This is a genomic window from Synechococcus sp. MU1651, assembly GCF_023630635.1.
In the GTDB taxonomy this organism is placed as follows: domain Bacteria; phylum Cyanobacteriota; class Cyanobacteriia; order PCC-6307; family Cyanobiaceae; genus Parasynechococcus.
Window position 1 is genome coordinate 204,665 of the sequence record NZ_JAKUHJ010000002.1, and the last position, 18,813, is coordinate 223,477.

The window sequence follows — 18,813 nt, forward strand, 5'->3', positions numbered from 1 at the left end:
TTAGATGTTGCTGATGGCGTCCATTGCAACTGCTGCAATCGCCTGATCGCTGGCCTTGGGCAGCTGAACGTATTTGCCGCCTGCGGCTTCAGCCAGGTCTTTGCCCATGCCGCTGCCGATGAACTTCCGCTCGGTGTCGATCACCAGCAGCTTGATCCCAATCATCCGGTAGCGGGCAGCGACGTCCAGCACCTCTTGCTTGAGATCGGGTTTCTCATCGCCCTCCAGTTCGGGTTGGCCTAGGGAGGTGCTCAGGGGTACGTTGCCGCGACCGTCGGTGATGGCCACCACCACCACCTGGCCGAGATCCCCTGTGGCCAGCGCATTGGCACCAACGCGGGCTGCTTGCGTGAGGCCATGGGCCAGTGGTGAACCGCCGCCGCAGGGCATCGATTCCAGGCGGCGGCGGGCCGCCGTAATCGAGCGGGTTGGAGGTAGTAGCACCTCGGCCTGATCACCGCGGAAGGGGATCAGGGCCACTTCATCGCGGTTTTCGTAGGCCTCAGTGAGCAGTCGGATCACGGCGCCTTTGGCGCTCTGCATCCGGTTTAGGGCCATCGAGCCGCTGGCATCCACGAGGAACACCACTAGGGCTCCGGCCTTGCGCTGCAGCAACTTGGCGCGCAGATCGCCTTCTTCAACGATCACCGAGCGGCCCGGTTCCCGTTCCCGGCGAATCTTTTGGTATGGCGCCGCTGCCCGCAGGGTGGCGTCGACGGCGATGCGGCGCACCGGTCCGCGGGGCAGCATCGGTTTCACATAGCGTCCGCGGCTGTCGCTGAGCACCACAGAACGGCTGCCGCTGTTGCCGCTTTTCGCTTTGGCGGCATTGAACAGCAGCAGATCAGGGTCCACCTCGATCGCTTCGGGGTCGAGCATGAACTCCTCGGGCACCGCCGGTGGAGCTTGATCCTCCTCGCCGTCACCCTCGTCGTCGTCGGTGTTGTCGTCGTCGCTGTTGTCCTCCGGCGGGTCGTTGTCCTCTTCGCCGGCCCCCTCCGGTGGTGGTGGCGGGTTGTCCTGCTGCTGATCGCCCTGGTCCTGGGGCGGCGGCGGTGGTTCCTGGTCCTGCGGTGGCGGCGGCTCCATCTGCTGGTCCGGGGGGGGCATCTGCGAGGCACGCGGCGCGATCACCAAGGCGACGGCCACCTGGAGGTCGTCTGCCTCCACTTCATCCCGTCCGCTGAGGGCTGCATGGGCCTTGGCCACCCGCACGGCGTAGAGCTCGGAACGATGGCCTTCGACGCCTCCGCGGATGGCCTCAGTCACCAGGTACTCGATCTGTTCGCCGCTGATCTGAACATCCGGCAACCATTGGCGGGCCAGCAGCAGCTGGGTGGCCAGAGCATCGGTTTCTTCGCTCCATTTCTCAGCAAAGCTGCGGCTGCACTGGCCATGGCTGATCACAGCGTTGGTGATCTCCACCCGCTGCTCGGTGCTCACGAGCTGGTTGGCGGAGAGCGCGATGGCGAATCGGTCCAGCAGGTGATCGCGGACGTTGCCCTCCTCAGGGTTGTAGGTGGCGATTAGCAGCGGCCGGCAGGGGTGGCTGAGGCTGAGACCTTCCCGTTCGACTCGGTTTTCGCCGCTGCCCACCGCCGCCAGCACCAGGTTGACGATGCCGTCGTCAAGAAGATTGAGCTCATCGACGTAGAGCACGCCGCGATGGGCATCCGCCAGCAGTCCCGGCTGAAAAACTGCACTGCCGCTGGAGAGTGAAGCGGCCACGTCCACAGCTCCCACCAAACGGTCTTCGGTGATGCCGAGGGGGATCTGCACGAAGGGGGCGGGAATGACCGTGGACGGTGCTTCGCCTGTGATCCGCTCACGCGTGGTGTCGTCCCATTCCTCTGGGTTCTGGGGATCGAGGTTGCGGCCTACACCCCCTTCGGCATCGAGGATGTCGATCGGGGGCAGCAGGGCATGCAGCCCCCGAGCCAAAACTGATTTGCCGGTGCCGCGTCCCCCCGCGATCACCACACCGCCCAATCCAGGATCCACAGCCGCCAGCAGGAGGGCCAGCTTCAACGTGCCATGGCCCGTGATCGCTGCCAGCGGAAAGGCGCGGGTGGCCTGGTCGTCCTTCACCGCTACTCCGGTTGCCACCATGGACGCGTTCAGCCCGTTCGTGCGCGCCAGTCTCGCTGATGCCCTCCATCGATGACGCTTCTGTTGCGGTGGCGCTGGGGGCGAACCGACCCAGTGCGGCGGGATCGCCGCGCGAGACGTTGGTGGCCGTGCGGCCTTTGCTGGAGGATCTGCTCAGGGTCTGGTCCGATCAGGAGCTGGTTTGCCGCTGGTCATCCCTGCACGACACCGCCCCCGTAGGTGGCCCCCCGGACCAGCCCCGCTACTGCAATGCCGTGATGCTGGTGGAGGGGCTGCGAGCCTCGCCAAGCGAGGCCTCCGCACTGCAATTGCTGGATGAGCTCCAGCGGTTGGAACAGCAGTTCGGCCGCGACCGATCGCGGGAACAGCTCTGGGGGCCGCGCAGCCTCGATCTGGATCTGCTGTTTTGGGGTGAGCTGCGGCTGGAGCACCCGCGCCTACAGCTCCCGCATCCACGCCTGCATCTCAGGCGTTTCGTGCTGGCGCCGTTGCTGGAAGCGATGCAGGGCTCGGCTGCACCGTGATCACCTGATCGGCCTGGGCCAGGAGCTCCGGGTCGTGACTGCTAATCAGCATCAGCCGTTGCTCGGCGCGTTCGCGAATCACCGAACGAACCTGCTCAGCGGCCTTGGCATCAAGGAAAGCCGTCGGTTCATCGAGAACCTCGATTGGCTTGTCGCGGAGCCAGGCCCGCAGCAGCCCCAGCCGATGAATCTCTCCGCCGGAGAAGGGATCTTGCGCCAGGGCGAGCGGTGCATCCAGCCCGCCCTGGCGCTGAAGCAGGTGGGCCAGCCCCAGCCGTTGCAGCCAGGTCTCGATGTCGTCTTGGTGCCGATTCGCTCCTAGCAGCAGGTTGTCGCGCAGGCTCGCTTCAAACAGCACCGCGTTCTGGGGCGCGTAGGCGATCAGCTGGTGCATCTGCCGAGCGCCGGCCAGCCCGCTCAGCGACCAGGCCCCCCCATCGCAGCTCAGCTGCCAATGGCTGTCTTCTTCGCGGAGCAACCCGCAGATCCGATCGAGCAGGGTGGTCTTGCCGCTGCCGGAGGGTCCGGTGATCGCGACCAGTCCGTTGGCGCGCAGGCAGAGGGAATCCAGGCTTTGTGTTCCGTCATCACGACGGCTCCACTGCAACTGATGCCAGCGTTGATGGCTGAGCCTCGACAGCGTGTCGTCAGTGATGGTGAGGTCGCTGGCTTCGCCTTGGCGGGGGATCAGTTGACCGCGCCGTTGCCGCAGTGCTTCATAGCCCGGCAGGTTCCCCAGGCAGAGCCGGCGAGCCTGCACCACCGTGCTCAGGGATGCGCTGGCCCGGTAGGCCAGCACCAGGGTGGTCGTGAGGACTTCGGCCGTCAGAGTTTCGCCCTGGAGCAGCATCCAGAGACCGGCGACAGCCACCACCAGGGTGTCGCGCCAGGCGTTGAAGCTGGCCCGGCGGCGCACCCGTTCCCGCAGCAGCCAGCGTCCTTCGGCGGTTTCCCTGGCGAAGCGCTGCAGCAGCCAGGCCTCCGCCGTTGCTGCGCGCAGGGCCTTGAGGCCATGCAGCCCATCGCCGACGGTGCGTTGCAAGGCGGCATTGAGGCGGCTCTGGATCCGCCCCAGTCCCCAACTGCCGGAGCGCTGCAGCAACGCCGCTGCAGTGGTGGCCAACAGGGCCAGCAACAGCGGCCAGGCGGTGGCCTGGCCCACCAGAAGCACGCTGGTGAGGTAGATCGTCACCGCCAGAAGCGACTGCCCCATGCGCACCGCCTGATCCAGGCTCAGTGCCGTGCGGTTGATGTCGGCCATCAGCAGGGCGAGCAGCTCACCGCGTCCCAGCCGGTCGAGTTGGGCCGATGAAGCCTCGAACACTTCATGCAGCAGCTGTTGCCGAAGTCGATCGGTGAAGCCGGAGCGCAGCCGTTCCCGGTTGATGTCGACCTGGGCCTGGATCAGACCCCGCAGCAGGATCAGGCCGACCAGCAGCCCGAGGCTGGCGGCAATGGGCAGGCCGCCGATCAGGGGTGCGGCGTCCGTGCTGGAGCCTGATCCCAGCAGCAGCGTCACCGCCAGACCCAGGCCGGCGATATCGAGCAAGCTGTTGAGGGTGCTCAGGCCACTCAGCAGAGCCAGATGGCGCCATCCCGCCTCAAGGGCCAGGGCCTTGAGCAGCTGGACCTGGCGCCGACGGGGCAGTGGTTGCGGGCCTGTTTCGGTCAAGGCAGACGACACGGGGGCTGGGTTTACCCGCCATGCTGGGCCCTAGCAATGCCCTTGAGCCATGGCGCCCCTGCCGTCGCCGGAACCGTTCGAGCTGCTGGACACCGTTGAAGTGGTGGATGCTCGCAAGCTCCGTTTCGAGCGCAACAGGATCAAGTTGCCGATGGGTGTCGAGGCCACCTTTGGGATGATCCGTCACCCAGGCGCCTCCCTGGCGGTGCCGATCACCAACGATGGCCAGGTGGTGTTGCTGCGTCAGTACCGCTTTGCGGTTCAGGCCCGCCTGCTCGAATTCCCTGCCGGCACGCTTGAAGATGGCGAAGATCCATTGGAATCGATGCAGCGGGAGCTGGGGGAGGAAGCCGGCTACAGCGCTGCGCATTGGGATGTACTGGGGCCGATGCTCCCCTGCCCTGGTTATTCCGATGAAGTGATCCACTGCTTCCTGGCCCGGGAGCTCTCGCCCTTGGAGAACCCGCCAGCCGGCGATGACGACGAAGATCTGGAGGTGGTGCTGATGAGCCCAGCTCAGCTGGATGCAGCATTGGCATCGGGGGATGAATGGCTCGATGGCAAAAGTGTTACGGCTTGGTTCCGTGCCAAGCAGCTCCTCGGCCTCTGATGACCAGCTCCCGCGTTTTGTTCTGGCACCGCCGCGACCTGCGCCTGGCGGACAACCTTGGTTTGGTGGCTGCTACGGACATCAGTCCGGCGGTGACGGGGGTGTACGTGCTCGACCCGCAGCTGATCAACCCGCCTGAAAATTTGCCGCCGATGGCGCCGGCCAGGCTGTGGTTTTTGATCGAGAGCCTGGTGGAACTGCAGCAGCGGTGGCGGGAGGCCGGCAGCCGATTGCTGGTCGTCAAGGGAGACCCGGTGGCGGTATTGCCGCAGCTGGCGCAGCAGATCGGTGCCGAAGCTGTGGTGTGGAACCGCGATGTGGAGCCCTATGCCCGTGAGCGGGACCGCCAGGTGGCCAAAAAACTGCAGGCCGATGGCCGCAAGGTGGTGGTGGATTGGGATCAGCTGCTGATCGCTCCGGAGCTGCTCAAGACCGGTGGTGGTGACCCATACCGCGTCTATGGCCCGTTCCTGCGCAACTGGCGCGGCCAGGTGCTGGCCAAGCAACCCAGCACCGTTGCCGCCCCCACCGGACTGGTGGATCTCGATCCTGCACAGCTGCCGGCCGGTGAGGCCCTTGAGGCTCTGCGGGAGAGCCATGGTTTCAAGGGCGCTGAGATCTGCCCTTGTCGCCCTGGAGAAGCGGCGGCGCTGGCCCAACTCAACAGCTTCTGTGATGGGCCGCTGCTCGGTTATGAGCCTGACCGCAATTTCCCCGGTATCGCAGGCACCTCCACCCTCAGTGCTGCCTTGAGCGTCGGCACCATCAGCCCGCGTCAGGCCTGGTGTGCCGCCCAGGACTCCCGTGAGCAAGCCCGCAGCGAGGAGCACTTGCAAGCCATCGCCGTGTGGGAGCAGGAGCTGGGCTGGCGCGAGTTTTACCAGCAGGCTCTGTTTCATTTCCCGGAACTGGCCAATGGCCCCTACCGCGAGCAGTGGCGCCGCTTCCCCTGGGAGAACAACGAGGACTGGTTCGACTTCTGGAAGGAGGGGCAGACCGGCATGCCGATCATTGATGCCGCCATGCGCCAGCTCAACCAGACCGGCTGGATGCACAACCGCTGCCGCATGATCGTGGCCTCCTATCTGGTCAAAGACCTGATCTGCGACTGGCGCTGGGGCGAGCGCGCCTTCATGGAACTGGAGGTGGACGGTGACCTGGCCGCCAACAACGGTGGCTGGCAGTGGAGCGCCAGCAGCGGCATGGACCCCAAGCCCCTGCGCATCTTCAACCCCGCCACCCAGGCCTCCAAATTTGATTCAGCCGGTGACTACATCCGCCAGTGGGTGCCGGAGCTTCGCCATGTGAACACCAAGGATCTGCTCAGCGGTGAGATCGGAGCTCTGGAACGGCGCGACTATCCAGAACCGCTGGTGGATCACAAGAAGCAGCAGGCTCGTTTTAAAGCGCTTTACGCCACCATCCGGTCCTGATCGCCGTCGTCGGTACGACGGAACTGGGCCGGCACGTTGGGCGCCAGCAGCTGGCGCACCGTGTCGATAACAGCCTCTTGCTGCTGGCCACTTAACTCAGGGAAGATCGGCAGGCTCAGCACCTGGCTGCAGAGCTGTTCCGTCACCGGTAAGGAGCCCTGTTGCAAGCCTAGATGGGCGTAGGCCGGCTGCCGGTGGATTGGAATGGGGTAGTAGATGATCGTGCTCACCCCACGCTCCTGCAGGGTCTGCTTGACCCAGTCGCGGCAGCAGCTCTCGGGGATGCAGTGGCGTGCACTGGTGGTGGAGGGGTTGCAGCTTGCGTTGCAGAGCGGCTGGCCGCTGGGGCAACTGCCGATGCGCACCACGAATTGGTTCCAGCTGTGGCCGTCGTCGGCTGTCGGCAGGGTGAGCCCGTGGAGATCGCCAAGGGCATCCCGGTAACGCTTGGCGATGGCGGTTCGCTTGCTGATCCACGCCTCTAGCTTCGGCAGCTTCACGTTCAGCACCGCGGCTTGGATCGCATCCAGCCGGCTGTTGTAGCCAAGGCTGGTGTGCAGGTAGCGCTCGGGCATTCCGTGCACGGCCAGCTCGCGCATGGCCTGGGCCAGTTGGGCATCTCTGGTGGTGACGGCACCACCATCTCCCGCTGCACCGAGGTTCTTGGTGGGGAAGAAGCTGAAGCAGCCCGCATTGCCGAAGCTGCCCACCGCCTGACCCTGCCAGCGGGCTCCCGTCGCCTGGGCGCAGTCTTCGATCACCTTCAGCTGATGGCGTTCGGCAATGGCCATCAGCCGGGTCATGTTTACCGCGCGCCCGAACAGGTGCACCGGCATCAGGGCCCTGGTGGCGGGGGTGATCGCAGCTTCGATCTGATCGAAATCGATCAGGTAGGTGCTGGGGTCGACATCCACGAACACCGGGGTGGCGCCGACGGCGCTGATGGCCTCAGCTGTGGCGAAAAAACTGAACGAGCAGGTAATCACCTCATCGCCGGCACCAATGCCCAGGCCGCGCAGGGCCAGGATCAGAGCGTCGGTGCCGCTGTTGCAGCCCACGGCGTGCTCGCAGCCAACACTGGTGGCAAACGCTTCCTCGAAGCGTTTGATTTGCGGTCCACCGATGTACTGACCGCTGCGCAACACCTCGAGCACCGCCTCTTCGAGGTCCACACCAAGATCGTCGATCTGCTGGCTGAGGCTGAAGGGAGGTACTTTCATAAAGCAAAGCTTAAGTGGCTCAGCCGAACCACTCCGGCTCCTGTCCGGGGTTCCACTTCACATTGCACCCCACCGAGGCGGTCTGGTCTGGATTCACCAAAGATCCCGTCAGCACGGCCTCGAGGGCGGCCCGCAGGTCACGACCATCGAGGGGCTGATCGTTGCCGGGTCGGCTTCCGTCCAATTGGCCGCGATAGCGCAGGCTCTGCATGCCCTCGCCATCAGGTGAAAACAGGTAAAACTCCGGCGTGCAGGCGGCCCTGAGCGCTCGGGCCAGGGTTTGCTGCTCATCCAGCAGGTAAGGGAAGCTCCAGCCGTGGTGCCTGGCCTGGTCCGCCAGTTGCTCCGGCCCATCCTGGGGGTGGGTGATCAGGCTGTTGCTGCTCACACCGATCAGTTGCATCGCATTGCTGAAGTCGTGGTCCAGCCGAGTGATTTCGGGCTCCACATGTTTCACAAACGGGCAATGGGCGCAAAGCACCATCAGCAGCACGGGCCGTTGGTCCAGAGACCTGCTGTTCAGCCGACCACCCTTGACCTGGGGAAGATCAAAACCGGGCAGGCCTGTTCCCAGCGCCAGCATCGTGGATGGTGTGAGGGCCATAAGGCGCGGGCAGATGCGGCGAATCTGCTTCAGGATGGCCACCTCCGGTGGTGATGGATGCCGCGCCTGCGTCTGCTTTGGGGAATCGCCCTGCTGCTGGGGGCCTGCGCTGCTCCGAAGGAACCGTCCAGCTGGCGATTGTTCCCTCTGGAGCGCCATTCCCCCCATGACGGGGTGGCTGTGGTGAACCAGCCCGATGGCTACGGGCTCCACATTTATCTGGAGACAGACACCAGCTTCCCGGGGGTGTGTCGTCCCCGATGGCTGCCGGATCCAGCCCGCCTGTTCAACGGCAATGGATCCACTCCGTTCAGTTCCGGGTTGGCGACCCGTCAGGAGTTTTTTGATGCCGTGGCCCGGCGCGATGTGCGTGGCCTGTTGAAGAGCGAGCTGAAAGCTCTGTGCCAGGCGCGCGCTCCGGAAGACCGCTGGCAGTGGATCGAGCCGCCCCGGAACGACAATCAGGTTGTTCCCGTGCAGCTGCCCTCACTCGAGGAGGAAGACCTGCTCACCAATCCCGTGGAGGAATTGAAGCGGGCCCGGCAGCTGCTGAGGGATCAACGGGTTGGTGAGTAGCCCTCCCACACCACCGCTTCGGCGTCGCGCCAGTAGCGGCTGAACCGCCCCAGCCGGGGTGGCCGCGGCAGTTCCACGAATGGTTCGGGGTCCAGCAGTTCCAGCGGCAGTTCTGCATCGATGGCCTCACCGATGCGCTCCAGGCGTGGATCCACCGCACTGCTGCTCACCACACCATCGGCCTGATGGCGGCGGGCAAAGGCCAGGACCTCATCGGCTACATCCCCTTTGCGCAGGGTGAGGGGAAGGTCGAGGGCGTTTTCGTAGAGGAAGCCGAGCCGTTTGCGGCTGATTCGTGCCTCTTGGATCCAGCGGCTGTCGAACACGAACACCGCTGGTGCCTCGGGCCAGGCCTGCAGCGCTGGGTTGTTGGCACCAAGGGCCTCCTCGTGAATCCAGAGGATTGGGCGTTGAAATGTCATCGAGGAATCTCCTGCTTATCGCTTGGGACGGGCCAGGGCGGCACTGGCGCCTCCGCTGCTCCGGCGTTGGCGGTTGCGCTGTTGGTTGCGGTTGTTGCCGGTCTCCCGTATGGCCGGCATCGCGGAGAACAGCTGGTTCTCCAGTTGGTCGTAGCTGCCTTCAAATGGGCAGCTGTTTGCACTGGGGCAGCTGTCGCAGTAGTGCCCGTCGCTGTAGCGCTCCAGGTTGCCGCGGTTGAAGAAGTAGGGCTTGTGGCTGAAGGTGCTGGCCACCCACTGCCAGCTCAGATGGTTGCTGGCCGGATCGCCATCCAGCAGGTGCTCCAGGAACCAGTCGGCTCCGGCTTTCCAGTGCACCCGTCGCCAGTGCACGAGCCAGGCGGCCATCCACATGCGGGCGTGGTTGTGCAGCCAGCCGGTCGTTACCAGTTGATCGCGGAAGCCATCCATGCAGGCCAGTCCCGTGCTTCCTGCCCGTACATCGGCCGGCAGCTCCCGGGCATAGGCCCCGGCGTCATGGCCCGTTTTGAACGGTTCCTGATCGTCATGGATGCCATCCCCCAGATCGAGCCACATCCGTTGCCAGAAGTCCCGCCAGCCGAGTTCGTTGATCAGCTTTCCGCCCTCATCGCGGTTGCGGATCCGTGCAAAAACTGAATCGCGCACCTCCGCGAGGCTCAGCACGCCGTGACGGATGTAGGGAGACAGCCCGGTGACCGCACCCTTGAGGTGATTGCGACTTTTGGCGTAGCGCATCGCGTCAATGCGCCGCAGTTTGTCTTCGGCTGCTTCACGCCCACCGCGGATCGGGCTGAGCTCCCCTTCCGCCCCTGGGAACTCTTGCGCCAACAGGGTGTTGAGGGCATCGCGGGACGCGAATTGCCGCGGCAGGTCGCCGTTGATCAATGGTGACGCAGCGCTGGGCACCGGCCTTTGTCAGCAAAGGAGCGGTGATCTTGGCGGGGGATGGGGGAGAATCGCGCGAATTCAACCCGTTCCGGTCTGTCCCGATGCTGCTTGATCTCACCGGCAAGAAGATTCTCGTCACCGGCATCGCCAACAACCGTTCGATCGCCTGGGGCATCGCTCAGCAGCTGAAGGCGGCCGGTGCTGAACTCGGCATCACTTACCTGCCTGACGACAAGGGCCGCTTTGAGGCCAAGGTGCGCGAACTCACCGCTCCCCTGGAGCCCAGCCTGTTCCTGCCTCTGAATGTGCAGGACGCCGACCAGATGGCTGAGGTCTTCGGCGAGATCAAGGAGAAGTGGGGCGTTCTCGATGGTTTGGTGCACTGCCTGGCCTTTGCCGGCAAGGAAGAGCTGATCGGTGACTACAGCGCCACCACCGCTGAGGGTTTTGCCCGTTCCCTCGACATCAGCGCTTATTCCCTGGCGCCCCTCTGCGCCCATGCCAAGCCGCTGTTCAGCGAGAAGGCCGGTGTGATCACTCTCTCGTACCTCGGTGCTGAGCGGGCGATCCCCAATTACAACGTGATGGGCGTCGCCAAGGCTGCTCTGGAGGCGTCCGTTCGCTATCTGGCGGCAGAGCTGGGCCCCGAAAAGCAGGTGCGCGTCAACGCCATCAGCGCCGGCCCGATCCGCACCCTGGCCAGCTCCGCCATCGGCGGCATTCTCGACATGATCCACAACGTGGAGGAGAAGGCTCCCCTGCGCCGCACCGTCACTCAGATGGAAGTGGGTGGTACCGCTGCCTTCCTGCTCAGCGATCTGGCCAGCGGCATCTCCGGTCAGACCATCTACGTGGATGCGGGCTACTGCGTCACCGGAATGTGAGGCACGATGAGGGCACTGAAGCTCGGGTGATGGCACGTCAGGGAACGATCCATCGGGTCACCGGTGAAACCGATGTGAAGGTGCGTCTGGATCTGGACGGCTCCGGTCAGTGCCAGGCCAGCACCGGTGTGCCGTTTCTCGACCACATGCTTCATCAGATCAGCAGCCACGGCCTGATCGACCTGGAGATCAATGCGGTGGGAGACACCCACATCGACGATCACCACACCAACGAGGACGTGGGGATTGCCGTGGGGCAGGCCCTGGCCCAGGCCCTGGGGGACCGGCGTGGCATCCATCGCTTCGGTCACTTTGTGGCACCGTTGGATGAGGCCCTGGTGCAGGTGGCCCTGGACTGCTCCGGGCGCCCCCACCTCAGCTACAGCCTGGCGATTCCCAGCCAGAAGATCGGCACATACGACACCGAGCTGGTTAAGGAGTTCTTTGTGGCCGTGGTCAACAACAGCGGCCTGACCCTCCACATCCGTCAGCTGGATGGGGCCAACTCCCACCACATCGTTGAAGCCTGCTTCAAGGCCTTTGCCCGGGCCCTGCGCATGGCCACGGAGGTGGATCCACGCCGGGCCGGCGCCATCCCCAGCAGCAAAGGGGTGCTGGAGCAGGCCGGCGCCAGCTGAGGGCAGCTCCGCGCTTCACAGTCCGTTACGAGAAGATGGGCGAACGTTGATCGTTCGCCCGTGACCGTCGCCCCCGCCCGCAGCTACGACCGCAGCGACTGGGCCAGCGCCTTTGTGAACGTTGAGCAGGAACTCACCGACGTGGCGCTGACGCCGGTGCGTGGCGTGGTTCCTGCCGAACTTCAGGGCACCTTGTATCGCAATGGCCCCGGACGTCTTGAGCGGGATGGACATCGCGTTCATCACCCCTTTGATGGCGACGGCATGATCGCGGCGATGCGATTTGAGAACGGCAACGTCTGCCTCAGCAACCGTTTTGTGCGTACTGAGGGTTGGCTGGCGGAGGAGAAGGCCGGCAAGGTGCTCTACCGAGGCGTGTTCGGCAGTCAGAAGCCGGGTGGTCGGCTGGCTAACGCCTTTGACCTGCGCTTGAAGAACATCGCCAACACCAACGTGGTGCGTCTGGGTGATCAGCTGTTGGCCCTCTGGGAGGCGGCGGAACCCCATGCGCTCGATCCCCGCAGCCTGGAGACCCGTGGCCTGTCACGCCTCGATGGTGTGTTGAAAAAGGGCGAGGCCTTCAGTGCTCACCCCCGCTTCGATCCCGGCCACAACGGACGGCCCTGCATGGTCACCTTCGGGGTCAAGACCGGCCCCCGCAGCACCATCCGTCTGATGGAGTTCGCCACCGATGGCCCGGAGGCGGGCGCCTTGCTGCACGACCGTTCCGACAGCTTCCCCGGCTTCGCCTTCCTTCACGACTTCGCCATCACCCCCAACTGGGCGGTGTTCCTCCAGAACGCCATCGCCTTCAATCCCCTGCCGTTTGTGACCGGCGAAAAGGGTGCGGCCCAGTGCCTGGCATCTCAACCCGGCGGCAAGGGGCGTTTCTGGCTGATTCCCCGCGATTCCGGCCGCTTCGCTGGTCAGAAGCCCCGCATCCTCGAAGCTCCCGACGGTTTCGTCTTCCATCACCTCAATGCCTTTGAGGATGGCGATCACGTTGTGGTGGAGAGCATCGTCTACGACGATTTCCCGTCCATCGGACCTGATGAGGATTTCGCCGAGGTGAATTTCGACACGGTGCCGGAGGGCATCCTGCACCGTTGCCGCCTCGATCTCAGCCGTGAATCGGTGCAGACCGAGCGGATCAGCGAGCGCACCTGTGAGTTCGCCATGGTCAATCCCGAGCGTCAGGGCCTCAGCGCCCGCTTCGCCTGGATGGCGGTGGCGGAGCGGGAGAGGGGCAACGATCCGTTGCAGGCCATCCAGAAACTTGATCTGGATTCCGGGGAGACCCACACCTGGAGTGCGGCGCCCAGGGGCTTTGTGAGTGAGCCGTTGATGGTGCGTCGTCCCGGTGCTGAGGCAGAGGACGACGGCTGGGTGCTCGATCTGGTGTGGAACGGGGCCCGGGCCGCATCCGATCTGGTGATCCTCAACGCCCGTGATCTGTCGGAGGTGGCGGTGCTTGAGCTGCCGTTGGCGGTTCCCCATGGCCTGCACGGGAGCTGGGCGGCGGGTTCAGTCACGGCTTGACACAGGCCGGTCACGGTTGAGCAGGGTTTGCCGCTCCAAGTTCGCCAGCATGAGGATCCAACAGAAGGCTCGGCATGACTTCTCGACTCTGGAGCGGTGCCACGGTCGCCGTGGCCGTCCTCTCCGGGCTGAGTGCTGTGGCGCCATTCCCCCTGAGGGCTGCAGAACGCGTTTGCGATGGCACCCTGCTTCAGATCCAGGTGAATGAGCGTGGAACAAGCCGTAGCGATCGCTTTCGCTTCTCGCTCGGGCTCGACGCTGAAGATCTCAGTAAGGACGCTGCGCTGAGCGCCCTGAACGCCCGGTTGGCAGAGGCGCGTCAGGCCATTCAGCCACTCGCCCTGGGTCAGCTCACCATCCCTGCACCCCGCAGCTATGCCGTTGGGGGAGGCGCGGCGGGATCACGACTGGAGCGGGCAAGCACCACCATCACAGGCGAGTTGAGCCGTGACGATTACGACGCACTGATCCAGGCCGCCGGTGGCTTGCCGGGATTGCGACTGCAGGGAATGACATCCTTGGCGTCCAGCGACAGCCGTGCCTCATTAGCTGATCAGTTGCTCAAACAAGCTCTTGAGACGGGGCGACGTCGCGCTCAGACCACAGCACGGGCTCTCGGCCTGCGCGAGGTGGAGTTGTTGATGATTGACCAGCGGGGTTCGATCCATCGACCCATGCCGATGGTGGCCCGCATGGGGGAGGCAAGCTTCAGGCCTGGGGAGGCTCCCAAGCCAAGTCAGAGCCTCACTCTCAAACTGAACTACTGCCTGCGTTGACTGGCATCGGGATCACTGTTGAGTGACCGTGGTGCGCCGCCATTCCTTCCAGGCCAGCCGTGGCGCGCTCCAGAGGGTGGCTAGCACCAAGGGGGTGACCGGCACCGCGGTGATCACGATGAAGGCCTGCAGGGCATCGATGGAGGTGCTGTCCCCCAGGCCCGAGCCGATGCGTAGCAGCACCAAGGTGAGGCTGCCGATCATCAAGGCCCAGAACAGGCGCAGCAGAGCAGGGGGCTCGTTGCGGCCGCTCACCACCATGGCCGCGGCGTAACTCATTGAGTCGGCGCTGGTGCACATGAACAGCACCACCAGCACCAGGCCGATCGGAATCAGCAGACCGGCCAGGGGGAGTTGGCTGAGGATCGTGAGCAGGGCAGCGGCGGCTCCGTTCTGGGCCAGGGCTTCGCTGATTCTGCCCCCCGCCAATTCGAGATGCAATCCGGTGCCCCCCAGCAGGGTGAACCAAAGGTTGGTCACGATCGGGCAGAGGATGGCCACCGCCAGCACCAGTTCACGGATGCTGCGGCCGCGGCTGACGCCGGCGGTGAACAGTCCCATCAAGGGCGCATAGCCAAGGAACCAGCCCCAGTAGAAGACCGTCCAGCCGTTCACCCAGTTCGCCGGCACGGCATTGGGAGTGAGGGCCATCTGCGGCAGGTGGATCAGGTAGGTGATGAAGCCGCTCAAGAAGTGCTGCATCAGCCAGAGGCCCGGGCCCAACAGCAGCAGGCCCGCTGCCATGGCCAGGGTGAGCCACACATTGAGCTCCGACAGCCACTTGATGCCTTTATGAATGCCGCTGACGGTGGAGGTCGCGAAGACGGCGGTCAGCAGCACCACCACCAGGGATTGCAAGCCGGCACTGTCGCTGAGCCAGGGCAGTTGCCCTGCGGCATTGCTGAGCTGCAGCGAGAGGAAACCCAAGGGGCCAACCGTGCCGGCGATTGCGGCCACCACAGACAACCCATCCGCCAGGTGACCGAGTCGACCATCCACCCAGCTGCGCGGAAAGATGTTCACCAGCAGTGTGCGTGGACGCAGGGGTTCACCGCGTCGCTCCAGGATCGAGAAGGTGATCGTGGTGGTGGTGGCCACCAGGGCCCAGGCGAGGAAGCCCCAGTGCAGAAAACTCACCGCCAAGGCTGGATCCACCGCTGCGGCTGTGCTGCCCTCGACCCCCGCAAACACCGGGGATGGGGTCTGGAAGTGATACAGCGGTTCGGCTGCCGACCAGAACACACCACCCCCCGCCAGCAGGGTGCAGATCAGCACTGCGCACCAGTCGAAGAATTTGAGACTGGGCTTGCTCTCCGCTCCTCCAAGCCGGAGTTTGCCGACTGGGCTGATGGCCAGGATCAGCGCGATCAGAAACAGCAGCACCACCATCCACTGCCAGACCCCGCCGAGGACATCACTGATCACGGCTTTGCCGTTGTCGGTGAATTGCTTGGCCAGCGCCAGGTCGATGGCCGACACCAGCAGAAAGATCAGCAGGGGAGCAGCACCCACCCAGAGGGGGGGCTGGCGCCACCAGGAGCGCTGGTTCGCGGGGGTGTCAGACATCGGATGAGGGGTGAGGGGTCAGGCGCGGACGGCGGTGCGTTGGTGGCTCCAGCAGGAGAGATCCACCGCTGGTTGTTCTTCACTGGCGAGGCGTGCCAGGGAATCACCGATCAGGGGGGCGAACTTGAAGGCCTGGCCGGAGCCTCCTGCGAACAGGCTCAGCTTCGGGGTGAGCCGGTCCAGCACGAAGTTCACGTCGCTGGCCATGGAGTAAGGGCTGATCACGGTCTCCACCCGCTCCTGCACACCCTCCAGTTCGTTGAACAGGAAGGTGTCGAGCAGCTCCACCAGGCGAGCGGGTGGTTGGGTCACCATGGCGTTGGGTTCGGCGACGCGCAGCTCCCGCGGAGCCCAGTCGATGCCCGCCTTGATCCGGGGGCGGCCATCCGCCGTTTGGCTGAGGACGGGGAATCCGTAGTAGAGGCCACCGTCATCGCCGCGTTCCTGCTGGAAGCAGAACCACTGGGGGTAGCGATCGGCCAGTGCCGGGTCGACCGTGTAGTGAGCCCAGAGCATGGGCCATACCTCCAGTTTGGGTGAGAGGCCCAGAGGGGCCAGCAACAGCTGGCTCCAGATCCCGCAGGCCACCACCAGCTGTCCGGCGGCGATGTGTTCGCCGCTCTCCAAGGTGACGCCACCGCCATCGGTATCGAGGCCCGCTACGGGGCAGTGCTCGATCAGCTGATGGTCGGCATTGCGGGCGGTGTTGATCCAGTGGGCCACGACCCTGTCGCTGCGCACGGCGCCGGCGGTGGGCTCGAACAGTCCGGTGAAGCCCGGCTTCGGCTTCAGCGGGAAACGGGCCGCGATCTGGTCGGCGTTGAGGGCCTCATAGGGGATGCCCTGATCGTCCATGACCCGTCGGGCCCCGGGGATCGACCCCTCGATCGTCTCTTCATCCCAGCTTTCGCCGTAAAAGAGCAGGCCGTGGGTCTCCCGCAGTTGCTGACCGGCGTGGTTTTCTTCCTCGCGCCAGAGGCGGTTGGCCTCCTGGGCGAGACGGCAGAGCACCGGGTCGGAATACATCTCCCGGAACATCCGGGTTTCGCCATAGCTGCTGGCTTTGGCGTGGGCAAGGGTCTGAGCTTCCAGCAGCACCACATCGCGCACGCCACGGCGGGCCAGGGATGCAGCGCAGCTGAGGCCGGCCATGCCGCCGCCAACAATCACGACGGCTGCCCGGCTGGGCAGGGACGCTGGTGCGCTCATTCGCTTTCTCCAAAGCTGAGGCCGATGGGCTCGGTGGAGGGTGTTGCAGCCACCTCCTCAAGGGCTGCACCCACCGACAGGCCCTGTTCGCGCTGATTCAGATACTCGCTGGCCCGTCGGCGCACCTCATCGCGAACGAAGGCGTAGACGTCCTTGGCACCAGCGTCTTTCCAGGCGTCGGGGGAGAACCGCTCGATTGAGTCAGCGATCACAGCTCCTGCATTCACCAGGGGGTCCGGCAGCACCCGCACACCGCGGCGACGCAGGTCATCCGCCAATTGGGGTTGCTGGAACGGGGCATTGGCGGCAGGCACCACGGCGGGGGTTTTCAACGCCGTCGCCATTTCGGCGTTGATCAACCCGGAGATCGAGCAGGGCAGCAGCAGGTCGAGGTTCAGTTCCCACCAAGCGCAGCTGTCCGGCAGCAGCGTCGCGCCGGGAAAACTGGCTTTCTCGCGGTCCAGATCCACGGTGAATACGGTCCAACCGTGCGCGACGAGATGGCGGGCAACGGTGCCACCAACGGCACCGCAGCCGTGCACGAGGGCCCGGCCGGGGCGGGCGTGGTTGAGGTCCTTGTCCAGAACGGCCTCCACAGCGCCGAGGGTGCCGTGGGCGGTGGCGGCACTGGCGTCCACAGGGCTGCCGACTGCCGCCAGCACATGGGGGGTGAGCGCCGTCAGACGCTCCATGTCCTCCAGGCTGGTGTTGAGATCGCAGCCGGTGATCATCGCGCCGTCAAGCGACTCCAGCAGCTCGGCGGTGACGCTGATCAGCTCATCCTTGACGGCATCGGGTTCAGCGGCCCGGGCCACGATCTTGCCGCCGGCGAAGCCGGTGCCGTAAAGATCGTGCTTGTGGGTCATCAACCCCGCCAGCCGCTGGCCGTCGGCGATGCAGGCCTCATCGCTCGGGTAATTGAGCACCCGCAGGCCTCCGTTGGCGGGGCGCTTGGCATCGGTGTCTTCCGCCACCACGAACACCGAGAGGTGATCGGAGACGTGTTCCGCCAGCACCGACACGGTCGGCGCTGTTTTCTTGCCGCTGCTCATCAGGCCACCTTCTCCATCATCTGGTGGTGCTCGACGTAGTCGAGACTCCATTCGCTGGGGGTTTCGGCGATGCGCTGCTGCAGCCGCTCGAACACCGTGTCTGCTGCGGTGTCGCCGGCAGCACTGGCGAAGCTGTGGCGGCTCCAGCTGCGGATCGTCGCCATCAATCCGGCGGCGAAAGTCGCCGTGTCACCGTTCTCGTTCCAGCGGCGTCGGTAGGGGCACTTCACGTAAACGGTGCGCTCGTCCACCAGCCGCAGGCCGTTGCGGTAGGCGGCGCTGCTCTCGTCCTTCAGCGGAGCCATGAACTCCTCGGGGGACTTGTAGAAGTTCAGAACCGTGCCTTGTTGGTACTGCTCCTGGCTGATCAGGCCTTCCTCGGCCATGCCCCGCCAGATCTGGTGCAGCTGGTCGTGCACGTTGCGGGTTTCGCCGCCGTTGTGGCCGAGATAGAGCCCTGCTTCATCACGGGAGAGATTCACCGTCAGCAAGCGGCCGCCCACCTTCAGTTCGCGGCTGCGCAGCTCGAGGATGTAGTTCCAGTCCTTCATCGCCTGGGCGGTGAAGCGCTGAAGCGCGTCGGCATCACCGGACGCCAACACATGGGTGTGGCTGTTCAGGGGGCCGGGGGAGGCGCTCAGCCAGTGCATGGCCGTGGCGGAAAAACCGAAGCTCACCGAGTTCGGCGCCACGGAGGGCTCGTAGAAGCTGCGGGCACTCACCAGCACCGTTGGTTTCGGATCCCGGGGGATCTGCAGGGCCAGGTTGTTGGCCAGAGCAATGTTGTCGTTGCTCGGCAGGTCGTTGCCGATCAGCGTCAGGTGCGCCGTCGGCTGGTTGGCATGCAGGCGATCCAGCACCTGGTTCCAGAGCCCAACGGCGGTTCCACCGTCGGCAGCTCCGTAATCGATCAGGACATGGCTGTCAGCGACAGCCAGTTGATTCACACAAGTCAGGGCCCAGTCCGAGGCGGCTTCGATGCACAGAAGAGCGCCCTCGGTCTGCGCGCTGTAACCCGTGGTCATGGCGATGGCCATGGACCTCGTCAGCGGCAGGCC

At 64.9% G+C, this 18,813-nt stretch carries 18 protein-coding genes; 8 read left to right on the forward strand and 10 right to left on the reverse strand.

What is annotated here, in order from left to right:
• Positions 1–2,109 (reverse strand): magnesium chelatase subunit D family protein, encoded by a 2,109-nt coding sequence (locus NCN05_RS03915; RefSeq protein WP_250397069.1) that lies wholly within the window; start codon positions 2,107–2,109, stop codon positions 1–3.
• A gap of 38 nt (positions 2,110–2,147) precedes the next feature.
• Between NCN05_RS03915 and folK the strand changes: the two genes are divergently transcribed.
• Entirely contained in the window at positions 2,148–2,633 is a 486-nt protein-coding gene (folK, locus tag NCN05_RS03920) for a 2-amino-4-hydroxy-6-hydroxymethyldihydropteridine diphosphokinase (RefSeq protein ID WP_250397070.1), read from the forward strand.
• Here folK and NCN05_RS03925 read toward each other — a convergent pair.
• Positions 2,575–4,305 (reverse strand): ATP-binding cassette domain-containing protein, encoded by a 1,731-nt coding sequence (locus NCN05_RS03925; protein WP_250397071.1) that lies wholly within the window; start codon positions 4,303–4,305, stop codon positions 2,575–2,577. The genes folK and NCN05_RS03925 overlap by 59 nt on opposite strands.
• Positions 4,306–4,366: 61 nt before the next feature.
• On the opposite strand from NCN05_RS03925, the gene NCN05_RS03930 reads away from it, so the two are divergent.
• The gene (locus NCN05_RS03930) at positions 4,367–4,927 is read left to right on the forward strand and encodes an NUDIX hydrolase (protein ID WP_250397072.1); all 561 of its coding nucleotides are present in this window, start codon (positions 4,367–4,369) and stop codon (positions 4,925–4,927) included.
• A complete protein-coding gene (locus NCN05_RS03935) occupies positions 4,927–6,360 on the forward strand; it encodes an FAD-binding domain-containing protein (protein WP_250397073.1) in 1,434 nt (477 codons plus the stop codon). The genes NCN05_RS03930 and NCN05_RS03935 overlap by 1 nt, the downstream gene beginning before the upstream one ends.
• On the opposite strand, the gene NCN05_RS03940 is transcribed toward NCN05_RS03935, so the two are convergent.
• Entirely contained in the window at positions 6,339–7,580 is a 1,242-nt protein-coding gene (locus NCN05_RS03940) for a DegT/DnrJ/EryC1/StrS family aminotransferase (RefSeq protein ID WP_250397074.1), read from the reverse strand. The genes NCN05_RS03935 and NCN05_RS03940 overlap by 22 nt on opposite strands.
• A gap of 19 nt (positions 7,581–7,599) precedes the next feature.
• Positions 7,600–8,184 carry a thioredoxin family protein gene (locus NCN05_RS03945; RefSeq protein WP_250397111.1) on the reverse strand — a complete coding sequence of 195 codons (585 nt, stop codon included), beginning with the start codon at positions 8,182–8,184 and terminating at the stop codon, positions 7,600–7,602.
• 57 nt (positions 8,185–8,241) lie between these two features.
• On the opposite strand from NCN05_RS03945, the gene NCN05_RS03950 reads away from it, so the two are divergent.
• Positions 8,242–8,760, forward strand: a complete 519-nt coding sequence (locus tag NCN05_RS03950) for a hypothetical protein (RefSeq protein ID WP_250397075.1) — start codon at positions 8,242–8,244, stop codon at positions 8,758–8,760.
• On the opposite strand, the gene NCN05_RS03955 is transcribed toward NCN05_RS03950, so the two are convergent.
• Together NCN05_RS03955 and NCN05_RS03960 are read right to left on the reverse strand one after the other, a co-directional pair.
• Positions 8,742–9,182 carry a hypothetical protein gene (locus NCN05_RS03955; RefSeq protein ID WP_250397076.1) on the reverse strand — a complete coding sequence of 147 codons (441 nt, stop codon included), beginning with the start codon at positions 9,180–9,182 and terminating at the stop codon, positions 8,742–8,744. The genes NCN05_RS03950 and NCN05_RS03955 overlap by 19 nt on opposite strands.
• Before the next feature lie 15 nt (positions 9,183–9,197).
• The gene (locus NCN05_RS03960) at positions 9,198–10,109 is read right to left on the reverse strand and encodes an FAD-binding domain-containing protein (RefSeq protein WP_250397077.1); all 912 of its coding nucleotides are present in this window, start codon (positions 10,107–10,109) and stop codon (positions 9,198–9,200) included.
• 83 nt (positions 10,110–10,192) lie between these two features.
• Between NCN05_RS03960 and fabI the strand changes: the two genes are divergently transcribed.
• From fabI to NCN05_RS03980, 4 genes are all read left to right on the forward strand, one after another.
• Positions 10,193–10,975, forward strand: coding sequence for an enoyl-ACP reductase FabI (fabI, locus tag NCN05_RS03965; protein WP_025362030.1), 783 nt, complete (start codon positions 10,193–10,195; stop codon positions 10,973–10,975).
• Between the two features lie 29 nt (positions 10,976–11,004).
• Positions 11,005–11,613 (forward strand): imidazoleglycerol-phosphate dehydratase HisB, encoded by a 609-nt coding sequence (gene hisB, locus NCN05_RS03970; protein ID WP_115081626.1) that lies wholly within the window; start codon positions 11,005–11,007, stop codon positions 11,611–11,613.
• A 60-nt stretch (positions 11,614–11,673) separates the two neighbouring features.
• Entirely contained in the window at positions 11,674–13,152 is a 1,479-nt protein-coding gene (locus NCN05_RS03975; protein WP_250397078.1) for a carotenoid oxygenase family protein, read from the forward strand.
• Between the two features lie 74 nt (positions 13,153–13,226).
• Positions 13,227–13,928, forward strand: coding sequence for an SIMPL domain-containing protein (locus tag NCN05_RS03980; RefSeq protein ID WP_250397079.1), 702 nt, complete (start codon positions 13,227–13,229; stop codon positions 13,926–13,928).
• A gap of 12 nt (positions 13,929–13,940) precedes the next feature.
• On the opposite strand, the gene NCN05_RS03985 is transcribed toward NCN05_RS03980, so the two are convergent.
• The 4 genes from NCN05_RS03985 to NCN05_RS04000 are packed head-to-tail and all read right to left on the reverse strand — an operon-like array spanning position 13,941 to position 18,792.
• Positions 13,941–15,494, reverse strand: coding sequence for a BCCT family transporter (locus tag NCN05_RS03985; protein ID WP_250397080.1), 1,554 nt, complete (start codon positions 15,492–15,494; stop codon positions 13,941–13,943).
• 18 nt (positions 15,495–15,512) lie between these two features.
• Positions 15,513–16,703, reverse strand: coding sequence for an FAD-dependent oxidoreductase (locus tag NCN05_RS03990; protein ID WP_250397081.1), 1,191 nt, complete (start codon positions 16,701–16,703; stop codon positions 15,513–15,515).
• Positions 16,700–17,755 (reverse strand): Glu/Leu/Phe/Val dehydrogenase dimerization domain-containing protein, encoded by a 1,056-nt coding sequence (locus NCN05_RS03995; RefSeq protein ID WP_250397082.1) that lies wholly within the window; start codon positions 17,753–17,755, stop codon positions 16,700–16,702. Before NCN05_RS03995 ends, NCN05_RS03990 begins: the two co-directional genes overlap by 4 nt.
• Complete coding sequence (locus NCN05_RS04000) at positions 17,755–18,792, reverse strand: class I SAM-dependent methyltransferase (protein ID WP_250397083.1); 1,038 nt, start codon at positions 18,790–18,792, stop codon at positions 17,755–17,757. The genes NCN05_RS03995 and NCN05_RS04000 overlap by 1 nt, the downstream gene beginning before the upstream one ends.
• Positions 18,793–18,813 lie beyond the last annotated feature (21 nt).